We start from the raw sequence: 17,803 nt of genomic DNA on the forward strand, positions 1-17,803 counted from the left end.
CGGTGGTTTAGTAACCCCAAGAATCTTCGGGCGAAATCCGAACATCTTCTTGCCGCCCATCGATTCGTGGGCAAGGTCCGGCACTTCACTAAACTCTGCCCACATCAGCGGGATAAGCTCTGTACCTATTTCTTCGCATTCAGACGCGCCATGTCACAGTCCTTCGACACATTAATCCAGCAAGGCCTCCAGGCCAGCCAGTCCGACGAGACCGAGCTCGCGTTGAAGTACTTTCATGAGGCCAGCCAGGCGGCCCCGAGCGAGGGACTGCCCCATTTCCTGGCGGCGGGCGAACTGGCCCAGGTCGGCCGGACGCAGGACGCCGAAGGTGCCTACGCCACCGCCATCCTCTTGGCGCCAGCGATGGCGGTAGCACGCTATCAGCTGGGCCTGCTGCAGTTCGCCACCGACCGTCTACCGCTGGCGCTGACGACATGGCAACCGCTTTTGGCCTTGCCCGAAGAGGATTTCATGCACCAGTTCGTCCAGGGATTCTTCGCCCTCGCCAGCGAAGACCGCTCACATGCCGAACAGTGCTTCCGCAAGGGGCTGTCGCTGAACACGGTCAACCCGCCGATGAACCAGGACATCGCGCGTGTGTTGGAGAGCCTGGCGGCATTGCAAGCGCCCGAGGCTCCAGCCGAGGCGACACCCGTCGTCGAAGATACAGCCACTGGCGACGAGGCCTCCGCGCATGTGCTGCTGGCCAACTACCAGCCGATGGGCAAGCCCAACTGAGCCCTAGCCCATGGTCCGCATCCGACACCCCAGCGAGCCGAATCCGCTCCCCAGCGGCCGAGGCCGCACGGAAGCCGGCCGCACCACAGCAGGCAAGGCAAGCGATGCGCCAACCGGCCCGCAGGGGCGGAACACCGGTGGGGCAAGCTCTTTCGCACTCTCGCCTCTGGACCGCGCTCAGCAGGCCCATGGCGATAGACCCAATGACACCCGAGCCCTGCTGCGGGCCATCATGGAGCCCACGCTGAGCGCGACCTTGGGCCGAAATGCCACTGCAGATCCGGCTTTCTTCGAGGTCGTGGATGCTGTCGTCGACGTGCTCCTCGCTTCGCCCGAGGCCATGGCTCTGGTGGACAAAGCCAGGGCGGAACTGGCGGCTCGCGACAAGGCCAGCTGAAGCGGCCGGATCAACGCCGCAGCGCGGCTCTCAGCAGGGTCGATGCGCGACGGCCATCGGGCATGCGCTGACTGTCGAGCAAGCGTGTCGCCAGGGTGATCAAGTCCTCCCCCGACAGTTCCGGGTGCTGCAGCAAGGCTTGAGCGTATTGGGCTGAGAAGCTGCTCTCATCCAGCCCTTGCGCTCGGCGCAGACTTTCCTGCGCCATCTGGCGCCGTCCGGTCTTCGCATAGACCACGGCCAGCGCGCCATGCGTCTCTGCGAAGTTGCGGTCCAGCTCGAGCGCATGATCCAGCAGGCGTTCGGCCTCCACCAGGTCCCCGAGCAACAGCTGGGTCCAGGCCAGGCCATGCCAACTGCCGGCATGCCCGGGCAATAGATCGGTGGCCCGCGCATAGCCGACACGTGCCCCCTGCAAGTCCATCGCCAGCAAGCGCGCGGCGCCGAGCTGCGTCCATGCACGCCCGCTATCGGGGCGGACAGCGGCCACGCGCTCGTTCAAGGCCAACGCTTGCTCCGGCTCCTGGCTGAACAGGGAGAGCGCGGCGCTGGCCAGCAAGGCTTCGCCCTGGGCTTCATGCTGCGCAAGCGCGGCACGGGACAGGCGGTCGCAAGTCGGCAGGTCACCGAGATCCATCGCGATCATGCTGGCCACACCGGCCGCTTCGGCAGCCAGTTGCCCCTGCGCTTCGCGCGCCAACGCCCAGTCCAACCCCTCGCTCAACCGTCCCGCATGATGTTCGACGCGCAGCCAGGCAGCCTGCAGCAGATCCGGCAAAGGCTCGCCCGCCTGCACCTGCGCCAGCTCGGGCGCCAACGTGGCAGTCGCGGCCTCCACTTGCCCGAGCCTCAGTTGCAGATGTGCAGCGGAGGCGCGCGCATGTTGCCGGTCTGGCAAGGGCAACTCCGCCTCTTCCGCCAGCCTCAACCATTGCCGCAACGCGCTCTCCCAATCCCGCTCGGCGAGAGCCACCCTCGCCCCAAGAAAGGCCCATGGCTTCAGCAGCGAAGCCGGGTTTGATGCCAACCGTTCATCAAGCAAGCGTCGGGCGACGGCAGCCTCCTCCGCATCGCAGGCCGTCACGATGGCATCCTCGCGCAGCCGGTCATTGGCAGGATCATGATCCAGATAGGCCAGCAGGCGTTGAAGGCGTTGTTTGGCATCCATGTTTTCGTCATCGATATCAGGTTGAGGCTATCGCCCAGCAAGTGCGGGCATCGCCAAGAAATTGAGGTTGCTCGACAAGGAGGCCCTGGGCTTGGTGTTCACCCGTCCTCCTCCATCCATCGCCGCAAGGTCGCCAAGGCTGCCCTGTGCAACTGTGAAACACGGCCCTTGCTGAGCCCCATGCGGCTCGCATGCGATTCGAAGGACAAGCCCTGCAGATAATGCCACTGCATCACCAAGCGCTGAGGCTCCGGCAACTGCTGGAGCAACCTCAACAGCCGCTCTCGCTGCTGCCGCATCTCCAGGCGAGCATAGGGCTGCTGCACGGCCGGCGCGGGAGCATCAAGACCGGCATCGACCATACCGGTTCCCTCCAGCATCAAGCCCAAGGCAAGACCGAGGCCCAGGTCGGACAAACGCTCCAGCGCGCTCCCTTCCGGAAACAGCGGCTGACGGCTGCTCGCAGGCAAGGACTCCGGGGGCTTAGCGCTCGACTCGTTGCCATCCGACGCTGATGCATCGACGCTCAGCAAGGACTTCAGCCTTGCTTGCCGAAGCTCGCGTGTCACGGCGATCTGACGCATCCGCTCAGACATCGCCCCAATGCCGTCGAGAACGGCCCCCCGGATCCGATAGGCCGCATAGGTCTCGAACCGCACGTCCTTGTCCGGGTCATAGGTGTCGACCGCCTCGGTCAGCGCGACCGTCGCGAACTGGAAGTAGTCCCCGAACTCGAGATCGTCACCAAATCGCCCGGCGTACAGGCGCGCGGCATGCATGCGCGCATACGGAAGGTAGTGAAGCACCAGCGCCGCACGAGCCTCTCCGTCTTCATGCCGCGCGTGCCACAGCGGCATCAAATCCACCGGCAAAGGCCATGATGATGGGGTTTCATCAACGGGCACGGCGCTGCTCGCTCGTCAGTGGAAGGATCCGATGAGTGCCCGTAGCAACAAGCCCCAACCGTCCACCAGGACGAACATCAGGATCTTCAGCGGCATCGCGATCGTGACCGGCGGCATCATCATCATGCCCAAGGCCATCAGGATGCTGGACACCAGCAGATCGATGAGCAGGAAAGGCAAGAACACGACAAACCCGATCTGGAATGCGGCACGTAGCTCCGAAACCATGAAGGCGGCAGCCAGCTGAGTCAGGGGCACATCGGCCTCGGAACTTGGGCGGGGCTTGCGTGCCAGATCGGCCATCATGAAGATGTCCGCCTCGCGGGTCTGCTTGAGCATGAATCCGCGCAGAGGCTGTATCGCCTTGTCAAGCGCCACGGTGCCCTCCATCTTTCCGGACAGATAGGGCCGGACCGCGTCGTCATGCATACGCTCAAGGACGGGTGACATGGTGAAGCCCGTCAACAGCAGCGCCATGCCGATCAGAACGACATTGGGCGGCGTTTCCGGCAGGCCGATGGCGTGCCGCAGCATCGACAGGACAACGATGATGCGCAGAAAGGACGTCAGGCAGACCAACAAGGCCGGCAACGCGGCCAACAGGGTTAGGCCAAGAACGATCTGGACGGGATTGCCCGTGCCGTTGACCCCGGTTGGCTGCAGCACAGACGGCCGGGCTGCCGGCGCTGCGGTCCGCTCTGCCTGGCCGGCAACGGGTGCCGACGAAGCGCGCTCCGGCGCCATAGCCTGCGAATGCTGCGCCGCTGAAGCGGCGGGCAGGACCATCTCAACACCGATCGTTTCAGGCTTGGACTCGTCTACGCCTGGCGGCACCCATTCGCTCGCCGACAGCATGCATGGCAGGGCCAACAGCAAGGCAGCCATGGCACGTGCGATGCGGGGCGTCATGCTTCTTGCTCCTTTGCTGCAGCGCCAGCACCGGCCATGGGAGCCTGGGGCGTTGGCGCAGGGTACTGGTCCAGCACCACAGGCGCGACGCCACGCGTCGCGCACAGCAACAGCCGTCGACCATCGGCCCATTCGAGGTCGTACAAGACCGTCAGCGCATCGAGCCGCTGCCGCCCCATCACACGAGGTGCAGCAGCCTCTCCCCGCGCAGCACCGCTGGGCATCCAGCGCATCCAGGAAGCCGCGGCACCCGGCACACGCAACCAGGCCAACAGGGCCACCAGCGCCAGAAGCCCCAGCAGGACAAGACCAGCCACCGGGAACTCTGGCATCACAGAATCGGAAGACATCTGGCTCGCTCGGTCATCGGATCAGCGCAAAGCCTGCAGATCGGGTGTCTCGGTCAGTTGAATGGCGAACACGTCATCCAGGGCAACGAGACGACCACGGGCCACGACATGGCCATTGATTACCAGATCAACACCCTGGGCCACCGTGCGGTCCAGGCTCAGCACCTGGCCGGCTCGACAAGCCATCAAGTCACCCACCGTGACTTGCGCGGTGCCGAGATGAACATCCAGATTGACGGGCAGGGTTTTGAGCCCCTCCAGCCCCGCAAGTGGCTGCAATGCGGCGCCGGTGGTGGAGGCTGGAGAGAGTTCTTGCAGATCGATATCGTGAAGCGAAGGTTGTTGCATGGTGCTTGGTGCGCTTAGGGCGCACGAAATTTTCCGAACGAGGCGATGGGACGTGAGAGCTGGTGGCAGCGTCACTCGCCCAACGGCGATGCCTGAGGATCCAGGCAGATGGCCCACCGCCCGTCTTGCCGCCCGAGGCGGGCAGCGACTGGCAGGCGTGCAGAGCGGTCAAGGTCGAGGCGGACGTCCGCCGGCCGAGCCAGAGGATGTTCAAGCGGAATAACATCCCCCGGGTGTAGGTCTGCAAGCTGGCCGAAGTGCAATGCCGCCTGACCCAAGTCGACGCTGACACGCACCGGTAGATGCGCTATTGCCAAGGGCAGCGGCGTCAAAGGCGCGAGACCTGGTCGGCCGGCCGCCCCATCGCCCATTGCCGGCGGCAATGCTGCCGCATCGATGCGCAGAAGGTACTCCCGGACATCAGTCACGCCGTCGCCGCCTGCTGGCCGGCAGGTGAAGGAGAAAACCAGCTCGCCGAGCTCGGCGAGTGCCGCATCGTCCTGCGACTGCGCACCAGCTTCGCAGGCACGCAGTTCCCCAAGCCAACTAGACCGCCAGAGATTCAGCGACGCCGAGACAGACTGAGAGAAAGCCTCGGCCAGGCTGTCCTCCGACCAGGCGGTGCCAACGCCCAGATCCATCGCGGCACGGACCATCGAAGCATGCCCCGCCTCTCGCACCGGGCCGGCGCCAAGGCGGCCCACGATCGTCCAGGCTTCGGTCACCCGCGTCCGGGCGCTCCCTTGCACCAGCGGATCGACCCGCACCGCTGCACCCGCCAATCCCCACCGCTCACACCAGGCCCGCCATACGGGCAGCAGACGCTCGGCCAACCGATCCCGCTGTTGCGCATCGAGACGTTCAAGGCCGCGCAGGTTGGACACTTGCAAGAAACGCGACCGGCTCATTTACCCCTCATCGAGAACAGCTGTTGAATCATCTCGTTGGCCGTGGACACGATCTGGGACGAGGCCTGGTAGCCCCGTTGCATGATGATCAGCTCTGAGAATTCCTTAGAAAGATCGATGTTGGATAGCTCGATATAGCCTGCACGCACCGCGCCGAAACCGCTTTGCTGCGCCAGGCCAAGACTCAGCCCACCCACGCCGGTGTCCTCGAACTGGTTGTTGCCGATCTGGCGCACAGCCTCGGGCGACTCGTAGCGCATCAGGGCCAGCGTCTGCGTCCTGCGCGTCTGACCATTGGAGTAGGTCAGGACAACGGTGCCGTTCTCATCCACCGTCGTCTTGCTCAAGGTGCCGGCCTGGAAGCCATCCTGACTCGCGAATGCCAGCGTCGAGAGATTGCCGGATGCGAACGAGGTGACCTCTCGGCTGAAATCGAGCACCAGCGGCAGAGCCTCGGTTTGTCCGGCGGGTTTGTAATCGAGGTTGACCTTGGATGCGTCGGCAATCGGGGCCCCGTCCTTGAAGCCGATCTCACCGGTGCCGATTTCCGCGGTCCCATCCAGCACCGTGACTTTCCAGTAACCGACCTTCTCCGTGCCCCGGCTGGCCAGCTTGATGGTCAAGGGGCGGGTCGTGCCCCGGGCGTCGAGCACATTGACATTCGAGATGGTTTGGTCGGTCGCAGAACTCGACAGATTGCCCTTGAAGGACACACGTTTGCTTGCGCTCGGCGGGTTGACGCGCTGCCCCTCAAGCACCACGTCGGCCAAACGCCCCTCGCCATCCAGCGCTTGCACGCGCGACTTGTCGTTGCGGTTGATCAAGCGCCCGTCGAGGTCGAAGTCGAACTGCCCGGCACGGGTGTAGCGAAGCGCGCCCTCGAGGTCCTTCAACACGAACAGCCCCAAGCCATCGACGGCCATGTCCATGCCGTTCTCGGTCTGACGCAGCTCACCGGCCTTCAGATTGACATAGGTGCCGAAGGTGTTGACACCGGTCCCGGCGCGCTCGCTCCCTCCGCCGCCGGACACCCCATTCGGCGTGCCGCCGCTGTACATCAGATCGCCGAACTGCAAGGATGAGCCCTTGTAGCCGGGCGTATTCATGTTCGAGGTGTTGTTGCCGATCAGCTTGATGCCCTTGGAAAAGCTGTCCAAGCCCGTCATTCCGATAAAGATAGAGTCCAGCATGTCATGCCTCCAGGGTCAGGTCGTGGTGCGTACAGCGGTGATCTGGTTCAGCGAGATACCCGGCGTCACCGTGCCGTTGGCATCGCGGACCGAGATGCTGGGCTGGGGGCCGGACAAGGACAAGGCCACCACCGTGCCGGACAGCGTGCCCCCTTCCCGCGTGACGTCGACCGTGCGGCCGATCAGGCCGACGGACTGCAAGGCGGCCTGCGTGCTCAACAAGGCATCCATCTTCGTGTTGAGCTGCTGGCTCTGCTCCAGCGCCGTGAACTGCGCCATCTGGGCCATGAACTGCTGGTTGTCCATCGGCTTGAGCGGATCCTGAAAACTCAGCTGAGAGATCAGGATTTTCAGAAAGTCCTGCAGGCCGATGGTCGAATTGCCGGACAAGCCAGCGCCTGTGCTGGGCACCCCTCCGATACTTGCCATATCAATGCTCCCCTGCTTGTGATGATCTGTACGCCGGCATGAAATCCGGCCCGAATTCCTGGCCGATGTCGGCCAGAGCTTTCCCGTTGATGTGAAGAACGCCAAGCTCGCTGCCCCGGCGCCGAGCGTCCTCGCGCAAGGCGGCAACCACGGCCGCAGCCTGGGCTCCGGCACCATCGTCCACGCCAAGCCACGCATTCATGCGGCCGTCCTTGCCTTGTTCGACATGCAGCCGAACCGATGCCTGATGCGGCGCTGGGTTCCGTTGGGGCTCGATCGCAAGCTCTGACATTGCCGCACCCGAGCGGTCCATCGGAACCACAGCGGCATGCTGGGCCGCCCCGCCTCTCGGAAGAAGCGCTGCATGTGGTGAAGGGCTGGACAGCGATAGCGCATCGGACAGCATGCCTCGCCCCCGTTCACGGCCAAGCGCATGCATGGGAATGTTGGTGGCGATGTGCTCCAAGTCCGGCTTCAACACCTGCGGAAATGGCTTGGCCTCTTCTCGAGGTTGGGTCCCCGACCACGACTGCGCAGCGACTGCGCCTTCGATGCCGTAAGGTCGGGCAGCCACGAAATCCCTCCCCACCCCCATGGAGTGAACAGGCCCGGCAGTTGCAGCCTCTGCAAAGTGCGTGAGATTGAACTGGGTGATCGCAGCCACCGGGGTGAACGCATCGCAGCGCCACTGCGCCTGATTCGCACGGTCCATCTCGAGCTGCCAGGCACTGCCAGGCCGCCCTTGCTCCGCACTTGCATCCCGCCTCTGATTTGTACCTGTCTGATCCAGATGCCAGGGTCCAGTCTCAATCTGCATGCCGCAGCCCCCCCGTATCCGTAGTGCCGCTCCGCGCCTCAAGCCACTGGCGTCGCGTGATGATCTGATCGTCGAGGTCTCGCCATTGCAGGCGCTCTTGCTCGGCCACATGCTGCGCAAGCGCCTGCTCATGGACACGATCCAAGCCCTGGATACGTTGGCGCAGCTCGACGCAGACACGCTGATGTGCGTCACGCTCGGCTTGGCATTCGTTGCGTGCCAACTCCTGGCGTCGCTGCTCATCCAGCAGCCGGATCACGCTGTTGACGTGCAGCGCATGAGTTTCGCCCTGCAGCCCTCGCAAGCCTTGCGCCGCCATCGCACGAACTGTGACTCCCAGCCGGTTACCCGTTTGATCCAGCGCTGCCTGCGCCTCGTCCAGGGCCAGTTGGACCTGCGCGAGACGACGCTCCGCCTTACCCAGGCGCCAATGGACCAGCTCCCGCAACGCTGCAGCGGGATGAGAGAAGCCGCGCAGGTCCTTGCTCATGCGTCGGACTCCCCATCGAACTGCGAGGCCAGGGCGGCCACTTGGGCCAGCGCAGCAGATCGATCGGCTGGCTCACGATCCTGCTGCAGGAAGCTCAACAATGCAGGCTCGGCGGCGATCGCCCGATCCAGCGCCGCGTGGCTACCCTTCTCATACGCGCCGATTTCCATCATCGACCGGTTGCGGGCCAGCAGGGCCATGCCGGCGCGCACACGATGCACCACCCGGCGCTCATCCTCCTGCAGCAGATCGCCCAGCAAGCGGCTGCTGCTCTTGAGCACATCCACGGCGGGGTAATGTCCCTGATGAGCGAGTTCGCGCGCCAGCACGATATGCCCGTCCAGGGTGGCGCGCAGGCAGTCGGAGATGGGCTCGTTGAAGTCATCCCCCTCCACCAACACCGTCAGCAGCCCGGTAATCGAGCCCCCTCCTCCCTGGGTTCCCAGGCGTTCGCACAAGGCCGGCAGCTCGGTGAACACCGAGGGCGTGTAGCCTCGAGAGGTCGGGGGCTCGCCTGCGGACAGCCCGATCTCACGCCGGGCCATCGCCAAGCGGGTGATCGAATCCATGGTCAGCAGCACGTCGGCCCCGAGCGCACGCAACCCTTCCGCGATGGAGACCGCGAGATAGGCCGCGCGAACCCGCATCGGTGCCGGCTGATCCGATGTCGCCACCACGACGACGCTCCGCGCCAACCCCTTCGCTCCCAGCTGATCCTCGATGAACTCGCGCACCTCGCGCCCGCGCTCGCCGATCAAGGCGATCACGTTGTAGTCGGCTTGCGCGTGCCGCGCCATCATGCCCAGCAGCGTGCTTTTTCCGACACCACTGCCGGCAAAGATACCCACACGCTGGCCATGTCCGAGCGGCAGCATCGCATCGATGCATCGCACGCCCGTAGCCAATGTTCGGTCGATGCGGGGCCTTGCCATGGCATCCGGCGCGCGCGCGCGCAATGCCAGCGAGTCACGCCCCTGCGGTATTGGTATTCCGTCGAGGGGCTTGCCCAAGCCATCGATGACCCGGCCCAGCAATCCTGGTCCCGCATGGACCACATGACTGAGCGACGCCGGTCGCACAAGGGCGCCGACTTGCAGCCCGTGGGCTTCGCCAAAAGGCATCAAGGTCAGTTCGCGGCCATGCACCGCCACCACCTCGGCCAAGGCATGCACGCGCCCGTCCTCGTGCAACACCTCGCATAGAGCCCCCATGGCGAGCACCGGCCCGGAGGATTTGGCGGTCAACCCACTGATCGCGCGCAAGCGGCCGAATGGCTGGGTTAGGACCGCCGCGCGTGTCGCGTCGACAAGCCCGTTCATGCGCGGGGCTCCGAAGCAAGCGTATCCAGGGATTCCTCAACAGATGGTTCGACGGCACGAGCATCGGCCACGGCTTCGTTCCAGATGTTGCGCAAGGCCTGGAGCTGGGTCTCCATGCCAATGTCTACCCCGCCCTCGTCGTCTTCGAGGTGGGCTTTCATCGAGGCCATCGATCGATCGACCACAAGCGTGACGCGTGCCAGCAATGCCTGCAGGCGAGGCTCTGGCGCATCCCCCAGCAGCAGGGCATGGTCGTCTTCGCCAATGCGCAACATAGGTAAGGCCGCTCCGGTCCACCGATCGAGTGCCGCCCCGATCAGCTGCAGCAGCATCTCCCGCCGCCCTTCTTTTCGGCCAAGCAGCAGGCAAACGCCCTCGAAAGCCAGTTCGACCGAACGAGCCAGCAGGCGTTCGCGATCAAGGCGCTGTTCCTCGCGCACGGCCTCCAGCTGCTGTTCCAGCTGCGCCAGCACCGAAGACATGCTCCTTTGACGTTCGGCCTCATGCGCTTCCGCTTGTCGGGCCAAGGCATCCTTCTCCCGAGCGAGTTCCTGCTGGGCTTCCTTTCGACCATTGGCCAGACCCTGCTGATACCCGGCTCTCTCGGCCTCGGCAAGGGCCACAGCCAGCTGGGCATCCGACGCCGAAGCCTCGACAGGTGCTTCTACCTCGATCTTCGGGGCCAGCGACACGGTAGCGTTGGCAGGAGCATTGGGCGTTGGCTCTTCATGACGGTAGGGCAGGCTGCGGGCAAGCGTGGTTAGCCGCAGCCCCTTCAAGACCTGAGGCATCCGCACATGACGAGCACCACGCGTCATGGCCGCCCCCATCGTGAACGCCAACGCGCGACAAGACCTTCGCGCCGCCCGGGCAGCCGAGGTCCGCCCCCCTCCGCAATCGAAGGTTCCGCAGCCCTCGAAGCGTCTTGGAGCTGGGGAGGCTGCGCAGTAAGACGCTTCGCCAGAAGATCCAGCAGCACATCCGCCGCGGGGTCGGGCTTCGGTGCGCTGGAGTCCCGCAAGCGCAGCGACTCCGCCACCTCGCGGCGAACAGCCGGTTGTAGCTGCCTCAGCAGGTCGGCGCGCCAGGGCCAGTCGTGCAGCGCCAGCAGGCGAGAGACCAGGCTTGTGGGTTCGCGCACCAGCAGCCTCGCCAACGCGGCGGCTCCGTGCCGCTTCACCCAATCGTTCACCAAGGCATCCTTGGCAAGCATGGCCCCGGCTGGGGCGTTAGCCTCCCGTTCGGATGGGGCTAGCTGCTTGTCCGACTGCAGCGCCGACTCGATCAGGTGGAGATCCTTGGGCAACCCCATCGCCTCCAGTTCCGCGATCAAGGTTTCGATCTGCTTACGGACCTCGGCGGGCAGTTGCCCGATGGCCCAGCGCCGATCCTCGGGCGCCAAGGAATGAACCAGCATCGCGGCCTGCCTCAGGCCCGGGGCTTGTTCGCGCTGCGCCAGCGCGGCCTGGAAGCTCGCGTCACTCATCGCACCATTCCATCGGCGTGGCGAGCACCGGCATCAGCAGAGGCTTGAGCACCGCCCGCAGTCCATTGACGCAGCTGGCCCAGCACGCGCTCCCGCTCGGCCACACTCAGTCTCCGGTCAACAGTCCGACGTGCCGTCAGCCGCCCCACCAACAGAGCGCCGATCAGCACCAGCAGGCCGACAAGAACCCACATCACGGTGCGCTGGGAGTCCGGCCATCCAGCACGGTCTCGCGAAGCCGGATCCGCCACCGGCTTTCCTCCGGACCTGCCGAGTGTTTCAGCATCGCCCAGGGTCGCCGGGCTGATCTCCGCTGCCACGGCAGATCCGGCAATGCCTGCGCCACCCAGCATGTCGAGGGACTGAACGGTGATCACGTCGCCGCGCTCGGCGATCGCCCCCACCGAGGCCGAAATCGCTGCGCGCAGACGCTCGAGATGCGCTGCATCGAGCCGCTGTCGAACCACGGCCAGCACCTGGATACGCGCCACGGCTCCCGGCCGCTTGACGACCTGCTCGACACGACGCCCCAACTGGTACTCAGTGTCGCGAGAGGATCTGCCATGAATCTGCGCCCCTTCTCGACTTCCGCCTGAGGTGGGCGTCTCGGTCAGTGACTCACGCTCGCGCAACACCAGGCCCTGCGGCACCTCCCCAGCGGCATTCGCACCAAGAACCTCCTCGGAGGTGACCTTCACCTGGTCCATGTCCAAGGTGACGGAGACGTTGCTCACGAACTGCTCGGCACCATAGGCCTTGGTCAGCAGTTCGGCCACCTTGCGATTGAGCTGACGCTCGACATCCTGCTGGAGCTCCGCGCGCGGCCCCGCCCCCTCGCCCCCGGCTTCGTCCGATGCGCGGCTGAGCACCACGCCACGGTTGCTCAGCACGGTCACATCGTCGACGGCGATGCCCGGCACCGCGGCCGCCACCAGCCGTTGCACGCCGAAGACCTGATCGGACTTCAAGGTTCGGCCATGGCGCACCCCAACCGTGACCGACGCCTTGGCGCGTTGAGGATTGCGCTTGAGCAAGCCATCCTCGGCGAAAACCAGATGGACGCGTGCCGATTCAATTTCCTCCAGCGACAGGACCGTGCGCGTGATCTCCCCCTGCAAGGCACGCTGGTAGTTCACCTTCTGGGCAAACTCGGTCATGCCGAAGTCGTTGTTGTTGAAGAGCTCGAAGCCGACCGCCCCATGCAGCGGGATGTCGCGTGTCATCAGCTTCATGCGGAGCTTGTGCACATTGGCCTTGTCGACCAGGATGGACTGCCCGTCTTCGGAGACCTGGTACGGCACCTTCATCTTCTCGAGCTCGGCGGTCATGGCCGCGGCATCCTGTGGGGCCAGCGCGTTGAACAAAACCTCGCGCTGAGGCATCAAGAGCATCACGCCCACGGCGCCCACCGCCAGCACGATCGCAGTCGCGCCGACAAGTAGCCCGGTGCGCCGGCGCCGATTCAGCTTTTCCCAGAACTCCCGCATCTCGTCCCTCGATCCTCAATTCACATCCGGCGACTCGCACGCCGCAGACTTATTCTCTTGAGCGACGGCCCCCGCCCCTCGGTCGCATGTTTCTCTAGTCGAAAATCCGCGGCTTACACCTGCATACGCATCACGTCCTGATAGGACTCCAGCAGCCTGTTGCGGACCTGAAGGAACAGCTGAAACGAAATCCGGCTCTCCTCCATCCGCATCATGAGCTGATGCAGATTGACCGGTTGTCCTTCGGCCACGGCCCGCATTGAAGACTGGGCATCACGCCAGTCCGTCTGCACGGCATCCAATCCTTGATTGACCAAGGCCGTGAAGTCCGCACCGCGGGTCAACGGGGCCCCGTCCGTATGCCCGACAAAAGTCGTGGCGGTCAGCGCTTGCGCGGCCGAAGGATCGACCAGCTGCGTCGCAGGATCAAGAAATGGAATCGCTTGAATCTGCGTCATCATCAGCCTCCGCTGCCGATATCCAGCGCACGCATCGCCATGGTCCGACCCGTGTTCAATGCAGCGACATTGGCCTCATAGGCCCGCGAAGCGCTCATCATCAACATCATTTCGGCGGCGGAATCGACCGCCGGGTAGTAGACCTTGCCCGATGCATCGGCCAGCGGATGACCCGGATCATGAGCCGCGCGCGCCTCCACGCCGGCGGCCTCGATCTGATACCCAGGCCCCGACAGTCCCTGGCGAACCAGTTCATCGAAACCAACGCCCCGGCCGGCAATCTGTGCAGCAGCCAGCGCCGTCACCCGCAGCGGCTGGAAGCCATTGCGCGCGTTGCCACTGACGGTGTTGGCATTGGCCAGATTGGCGGCCGACACCTCGTAGCGCACACGCTCAAGATCCATCCCGGCCGCGCTGATGGCGAATGTCGCCTGAATGTCCATATCGTCCTATCCTTCCTCGTGCGCCGCGTGATCAGCGCTTGCCTTCCGTGACGGCGCTGTGCAGCACGCCGTAATGCCTCGACAGACTTCTGAGCAGAGCCTGGTACTGGAGGCTGTTGGCCGCCATGTCGATGGCTTCCTGATCCAAACGTACCGGCACGGGTTCGCCGCCGGCGCCCAGCGCGGGCACGACCTCGGGCCGAGATGGTGCCGACATGGCATCCATCTGTGCCTGGAAACTGACGGTCTGTTTCACATAGCCAACCGTGCCTGCGTTGGCAATGTTGGCGGCGATGACCCGATGGCGCAGCTCGGCCGCGTCGAGGGCTGCCCCCACCATGGCGGTGCTGATGGCTTCGATCTGCATATCTTCCTTCCTGCTGGGTCAAAGACTCATTGAACGATCAGTTCGGCATGCAAGGCGCCGGCCGCCTTGACCGCTCGCAGCACCGAGATCACGTCGCGCGTGCCGATGCGCATGCGCGTCAGCGCCTGCACGAGATCCGCCACCGTGTTGTCAGCACTCAGGTACGCGGCGCGCTCGTTTTCCCCCACATCGAGCCGGCTGTTGGTCACCAGCGCGGTCCGGACACCGCCCGAAGACCGTCCGATCACCAGGGGTTGCGACACCGAGGTCTCCGCGGTCACCGACACACGGAGCTCGCCATGCGAGACGGCCACCGCCGAAATGCGGACATCGCCTCCCGCCACCACCGTGCCGGTGCGCTCGTTGATCACGACGCGCGCACGATAGTCGGGCTGCACCGTGACGTTCTCGACGCGCGCCAGAAAGGCCACGGGGCGCGCCAGGTAGTTCTCGGGAATGAGGATCTCGACTCCTCCCGCGTCGCGGGGTTCCGCCAGCGTCACACCGAATTGCTGGTTGATGGCGTCCGCCATGCGCGTCGAGGTGGTGTAGTCCGGCTCGTTGAGCACGAAGGTGACGGAGCTGCGAGCGGCCTGGGCCGGCACACCGGTTTCCACGGTGGCACCACCAGGAATGGCGCCCACCGTGGGATGGTTCTTCTGCACGACATTCCCGTTGGCGTCATAGCGGTAGCCGCCCACCGACAGGGGGCCTTGCGAGAGCGCATAAACGCGTCCATTGGGCGCCTTCAGGGGCGTCAGCAGCAAGGATCCGCCAACCAGGCTGCGAGCATCGCCGATCGACGTCACCGTGACGTCGATCGTGTCCCCCGGCTTGGCAAAGGGCGGCAGTTGCGCGGTCACCATCACGGCGGCGACATTGCGACTCTGCACCTGATCCGGGGCCACGCTCAGATTGAACTGGGACAAGGCATTGGACAGAGCCTGCCGTGTCGCACGGCTGGACGGCGAGTCCCCGGTACCGGCCAGGCCGGTCACCAACCCCTGGCCGATCAAGGCGTTCTCACGCCAGCCTTGCATCTTGCCCAGGTCCTTGAGTCTCATGGCTTCGCCACGCGACGGACCGACCAGTGGATCGGCCGACGCGACCGTTAGCGAACCGAAGCTCGCGAACGACAGGGCAACCAGCGCGGCGGCAAGCATCCTAAGTGTTTGCATCGCCCGCCTCACAAGCCGAACCACGAACGCACGCGCTGCCACCAAGGCATGCGCTGGCTGTCGGTCAGCGTGCCATCACCGGCGTAATCGATGCTGGCATCGGCCAGACGGCTGGACAGGACCACATTGCCGTCGGTGATGTCCTGGGGACGCACCTGTCCGCTGACACGAATCTGCTGTCGCTCCTGGTTGATCACCAGCGACTGCTCACCACTGACGCGCAAGTCGCCATTGGGCAGCACCTCGGTCACGGTGACCGACATCTGCGTCACGAGCTTGCCCGTGCGAGCCGTCCGGCCGCCGCCATCGAAGTCGCCGGTGGCGGACAAGCCGATTTCACGCCGGTACTTGCTATTGGTGTCGCGAAACAGCTCCAGCCCCGCCGAATTCTTGCGATGACTGCCGGAATCCGCGCTGGCCACTGCGGTGGCGTTCTCGACCACCTGGATGGTCAGCACGTCGCCGGCGCGGAAGGCCTTGTTGTCCGCGGTCAGGGGCCGATAACTGGCTTCGTCGTAGAGGCTCTGCGCCATGGCCGGCGTGCCCATCAGAACGGCTACCAGGGCAAGAGCCTGGGGGGCGCTCAAGCGAGCCCTTCTCGTCTTGTTTGTCATTTCACCTCCACATGCCCGCTGGATTCGACCTGGGCCATGACCGTTTCGCGTTGCCCCGCCAGGCGCACGCGCACCCAGGCCCCGGATTGACCATCCTGCAGGGCCGTACCAGGCAGCGTCAGCCTTACCTGGCCGGCCGCGGCGACCGCCGTCACGGACCTGCCACGAGAAACACCCGGCAGCAATTGCATGCCGGAACGAAGTAGCGGCGCGCCTTCCGCAATGCGCGTGCGGGCGCGCCATCCATCGGCCCATGGCGCGGCGGCGTCTACCGTTTCCGGCAAACCGGCCACATCGATCTCCCGCCTCTCGAAGGCGGACGGATCCAGCGCTTCGCCCGGCGCCACGGCACGCGTCGCCAGCCACACCGACGCCATCCGGTGCAGTCGGACCGGCAACGCGTCTCGGCGCAGCAGGCGGCCGCCACGATAAGTCTCCAACTGCAGCACGGCTTGGGCCGGCATGCCTCCGGCATGCTGCGGCGGGAGTGACACCCGGTAACTCAGTTCCGGGTCGTCCTCGACGTCCTCAATCTTCTGCGCACCGGACCTCATGTCGATCCAGCCGGGAGTCACTCGATCCACGCCGCCATAGGCCTTGGTCAGGGTCGCCTCGACGGCCTCTCGCGCCGAGGCGTACGGCCCCCTCTCGCCCTCAAGCTGCAGGCGCGTGCGCAAGTTCCCTGCCCAGCGCCACCGTTTGACGCCACATGCACGAAGTCGCCGCTCCACCCACAGTCGCCCAAGGCCGCTCGAGCGCGGATCGACAGGATGCAGTTCGGTTGCACAGGCCGACATTGCACCCTCAAGCGGCGCGACAAGAAGGTCGTTCACCGCAAGCATCGCGTGCCGGGCATCCATGCCCGCTTGATCTCGCAACTGCAGGACGGAGCCTCCGGCCCAGGCCGGCATGGCAAAGCCTGCGGCCAGAACCAGGCCCAACCCGCGTGCAGGAACCCTACGCGAAGCTACAGCAGCAATGGCGGCTAGGGATGGCATGGCTTCGTCACTTGCGCAGGTTGTTCACCATCGCCAGCATCTCGTCCGAAGCCTGCAGCACCTTGGCATTGGCTTCGTAGGCGCGCTGCGCCAGCATCAGCCCGACCACCTCGTCGCCGAGCTTGACGTTGGATGCCTCCAGGAAGCCCTGGCGGAACGCGCCAAAGCCTGCCTCGGCCGCACGCCCCGCGATGGCTTCGCCGCTGCGGGCCGTTGCACGGAACAGCCGATCGCCAATGGCCTGCAAGCCGTCGTCGTCATTGAACCGTATCAGGGGAATCTGCCCGACGATCTGCTCACGCCCCAAGGCGTCGCGAGCCGCTACCGTGCCATCGGAGGCCACGGAAAAAGACTGCGCGCCGGACGGCAGGGTCAGCGACGCCTTCAACGCATGCCCTTCCGCCGTCGCCAACTGCCCATCGGACCCGACCCGAAGCCTGCCACCGCGGCTGTAGGCCGTAGCCCCGTCGGGCAACAGCACCTCGATAAAGCCCGCCCCCGAGATCAGCAGATCGGCAGGATCATCGGTGCGGCGAACTTCACCGGCATCCATCACCAGCGAGACATTCGACACCGACACTCCGAGCCCCCGCGAAGCCGCGCCCAAGGCCTGCTCGCTTCCCGCGACGGATTCCGCGCCGCGGCTGACCAGGTCCACGAAGCTGACCTTGGCACGCTTGAATCCGGGCGTGCTCATGTTCGCCATATTGTTGGAGATGGTCTCCACCTGGCGCTGCTGCGCCTGCATGCCGGTTGCGGCAATCTGCAAAGCCTCGATCATCGTATAGCCTCCCTCATCTCCAT

The 17,803-nt window shown here is 65.0% G+C and carries 23 protein-coding genes; 2 read left to right on the top strand and 21 right to left on the bottom strand.

The features are described 5' to 3' along the window. Positions 1-150 precede the first annotated feature (150 nt). Together G8A07_RS18210 and G8A07_RS18215 are read left to right on the top strand one after the other, a co-directional pair. Positions 151-738, top strand: a complete 588-nt coding sequence (locus tag G8A07_RS18210; RefSeq protein WP_195793419.1) for a hypothetical protein — start codon at positions 151-153, stop codon at positions 736-738. 232 nt (positions 739-970) lie between these two features. After that, on the top strand, positions 971-1,135 hold the full coding sequence (locus G8A07_RS18215; protein ID WP_195793420.1) for a hypothetical protein: 165 nt from the start codon (positions 971-973) through the stop codon (positions 1,133-1,135). Between the two features lie 10 nt (positions 1,136-1,145). Here G8A07_RS18215 and G8A07_RS18220 read toward each other — a convergent pair whose 3' ends face one another. The 21 genes from G8A07_RS18220 to G8A07_RS18320 form a co-directional block, all read right to left on the bottom strand. After that, the gene (locus G8A07_RS18220) at positions 1,146-2,303 is read right to left on the bottom strand and encodes a tetratricopeptide repeat protein (RefSeq protein WP_195793421.1); all 1,158 of its coding nucleotides are present in this window, start codon (positions 2,301-2,303) and stop codon (positions 1,146-1,148) included. Between the two features lie 98 nt (positions 2,304-2,401). Next, positions 2,402-3,208 carry a sigma-70 family RNA polymerase sigma factor gene (locus tag G8A07_RS18225; RefSeq protein WP_195793422.1) on the bottom strand — a complete coding sequence of 269 codons (807 nt, stop codon included), beginning with the start codon at positions 3,206-3,208 and terminating at the stop codon, positions 2,402-2,404. A 15-nt stretch (positions 3,209-3,223) separates the two neighbouring features. After that, positions 3,224-4,117 (bottom strand): flagellar type III secretion system pore protein FliP, encoded by an 894-nt coding sequence (gene fliP, locus G8A07_RS18230; protein ID WP_249937044.1) that lies wholly within the window; start codon positions 4,115-4,117, stop codon positions 3,224-3,226. Beyond that, entirely contained in the window at positions 4,114-4,467 is a 354-nt protein-coding gene (locus G8A07_RS18235; protein ID WP_195793423.1) for a hypothetical protein, read from the bottom strand. The genes fliP and G8A07_RS18235 overlap by 4 nt, the downstream gene beginning before the upstream one ends. A 21-nt stretch (positions 4,468-4,488) precedes the next feature. After that, positions 4,489-4,815, bottom strand: coding sequence for a FliM/FliN family flagellar motor switch protein (locus G8A07_RS18240; RefSeq protein WP_195793424.1), 327 nt, complete (start codon positions 4,813-4,815; stop codon positions 4,489-4,491). A 71-nt stretch (positions 4,816-4,886) separates the two neighbouring features. Continuing rightward, entirely contained in the window at positions 4,887-5,723 is an 837-nt protein-coding gene (locus G8A07_RS18245) for a FliM/FliN family flagellar motor switch protein (protein WP_195793425.1), read from the bottom strand. Continuing rightward, positions 5,720-6,913 carry a flagellar hook-basal body complex protein gene (locus tag G8A07_RS18250; RefSeq protein WP_195793426.1) on the bottom strand — a complete coding sequence of 398 codons (1,194 nt, stop codon included), beginning with the start codon at positions 6,911-6,913 and terminating at the stop codon, positions 5,720-5,722. The genes G8A07_RS18245 and G8A07_RS18250 overlap by 4 nt, the downstream gene beginning before the upstream one ends. 15 nt (positions 6,914-6,928) lie before the next feature. Beyond that, on the bottom strand, positions 6,929-7,342 hold the full coding sequence (locus tag G8A07_RS18255) for a flagellar hook assembly protein FlgD (protein WP_195793427.1): 414 nt from the start codon (positions 7,340-7,342) through the stop codon (positions 6,929-6,931). Between the two features lies 1 nt (position 7,343). Further along, positions 7,344-8,054 carry a hypothetical protein gene (locus G8A07_RS18260; RefSeq protein WP_195793428.1) on the bottom strand — a complete coding sequence of 237 codons (711 nt, stop codon included), beginning with the start codon at positions 8,052-8,054 and terminating at the stop codon, positions 7,344-7,346. A gap of 94 nt (positions 8,055-8,148) precedes the next feature. Beyond that, entirely contained in the window at positions 8,149-8,649 is a 501-nt protein-coding gene (locus G8A07_RS18265; RefSeq protein WP_195793429.1) for a hypothetical protein, read from the bottom strand. Continuing rightward, positions 8,646-9,968 (bottom strand): FliI/YscN family ATPase, encoded by a 1,323-nt coding sequence (locus G8A07_RS18270; protein ID WP_195793430.1) that lies wholly within the window; start codon positions 9,966-9,968, stop codon positions 8,646-8,648. The genes G8A07_RS18265 and G8A07_RS18270 overlap by 4 nt, the downstream gene beginning before the upstream one ends. Continuing rightward, complete coding sequence (locus G8A07_RS18275) at positions 9,965-10,786, bottom strand: hypothetical protein (protein WP_195793431.1); 822 nt, start codon at positions 10,784-10,786, stop codon at positions 9,965-9,967. Before G8A07_RS18275 ends, G8A07_RS18270 begins: the two co-directional genes overlap by 4 nt. Next, positions 10,783-11,454 carry a hypothetical protein gene (locus G8A07_RS18280; RefSeq protein ID WP_195793432.1) on the bottom strand — a complete coding sequence of 224 codons (672 nt, stop codon included), beginning with the start codon at positions 11,452-11,454 and terminating at the stop codon, positions 10,783-10,785. The genes G8A07_RS18275 and G8A07_RS18280 overlap by 4 nt, the downstream gene beginning before the upstream one ends. Continuing rightward, the gene (gene fliF, locus G8A07_RS18285) at positions 11,451-12,941 is read right to left on the bottom strand and encodes a flagellar basal-body MS-ring/collar protein FliF (protein ID WP_195793433.1); all 1,491 of its coding nucleotides are present in this window, start codon (positions 12,939-12,941) and stop codon (positions 11,451-11,453) included. Before fliF ends, G8A07_RS18280 begins: the two co-directional genes overlap by 4 nt. A 113-nt stretch (positions 12,942-13,054) precedes the next feature. After that, positions 13,055-13,402, bottom strand: coding sequence for a flagellar hook-basal body complex protein FliE (gene fliE, locus G8A07_RS18290; protein ID WP_213086173.1), 348 nt, complete (start codon positions 13,400-13,402; stop codon positions 13,055-13,057). Next, positions 13,402-13,842 (bottom strand): flagellar basal body rod protein FlgC, encoded by a 441-nt coding sequence (locus G8A07_RS18295; protein ID WP_195793434.1) that lies wholly within the window; start codon positions 13,840-13,842, stop codon positions 13,402-13,404. Before G8A07_RS18295 ends, fliE begins: the two co-directional genes overlap by 1 nt. A gap of 31 nt (positions 13,843-13,873) precedes the next feature. Then, positions 13,874-14,209, bottom strand: a complete 336-nt coding sequence (locus G8A07_RS18300) for a flagellar basal body protein (protein WP_195793435.1) — start codon at positions 14,207-14,209, stop codon at positions 13,874-13,876. A 26-nt stretch (positions 14,210-14,235) separates the two neighbouring features. Next, positions 14,236-15,372 carry a flagellar basal body P-ring protein FlgI gene (locus G8A07_RS18305; RefSeq protein WP_195793436.1) on the bottom strand — a complete coding sequence of 379 codons (1,137 nt, stop codon included), beginning with the start codon at positions 15,370-15,372 and terminating at the stop codon, positions 14,236-14,238. 23 nt (positions 15,373-15,395) lie between these two features. Then, a complete protein-coding gene (locus G8A07_RS18310) occupies positions 15,396-15,974 on the bottom strand; it encodes a flagellar basal body L-ring protein FlgH (RefSeq protein WP_249937045.1) in 579 nt (192 codons plus the stop codon). Between the two features lie 23 nt (positions 15,975-15,997). Further along, on the bottom strand, positions 15,998-16,912 hold the full coding sequence (flgA, locus tag G8A07_RS18315) for a flagellar basal body P-ring formation chaperone FlgA (protein WP_195793438.1): 915 nt from the start codon (positions 16,910-16,912) through the stop codon (positions 15,998-16,000). A 94-nt stretch (positions 16,913-17,006) separates the two neighbouring features. Further along, on the bottom strand, positions 17,007-17,780 hold the full coding sequence (locus tag G8A07_RS18320; protein ID WP_195793439.1) for a flagellar hook-basal body protein: 774 nt from the start codon (positions 17,778-17,780) through the stop codon (positions 17,007-17,009). Positions 17,781-17,803 lie beyond the last annotated feature (23 nt).

The organism is Roseateles sp. DAIF2 (genome assembly GCF_015624425.1).
Lineage (GTDB): Bacteria > Pseudomonadota > Gammaproteobacteria > Burkholderiales > Burkholderiaceae_C > Kinneretia.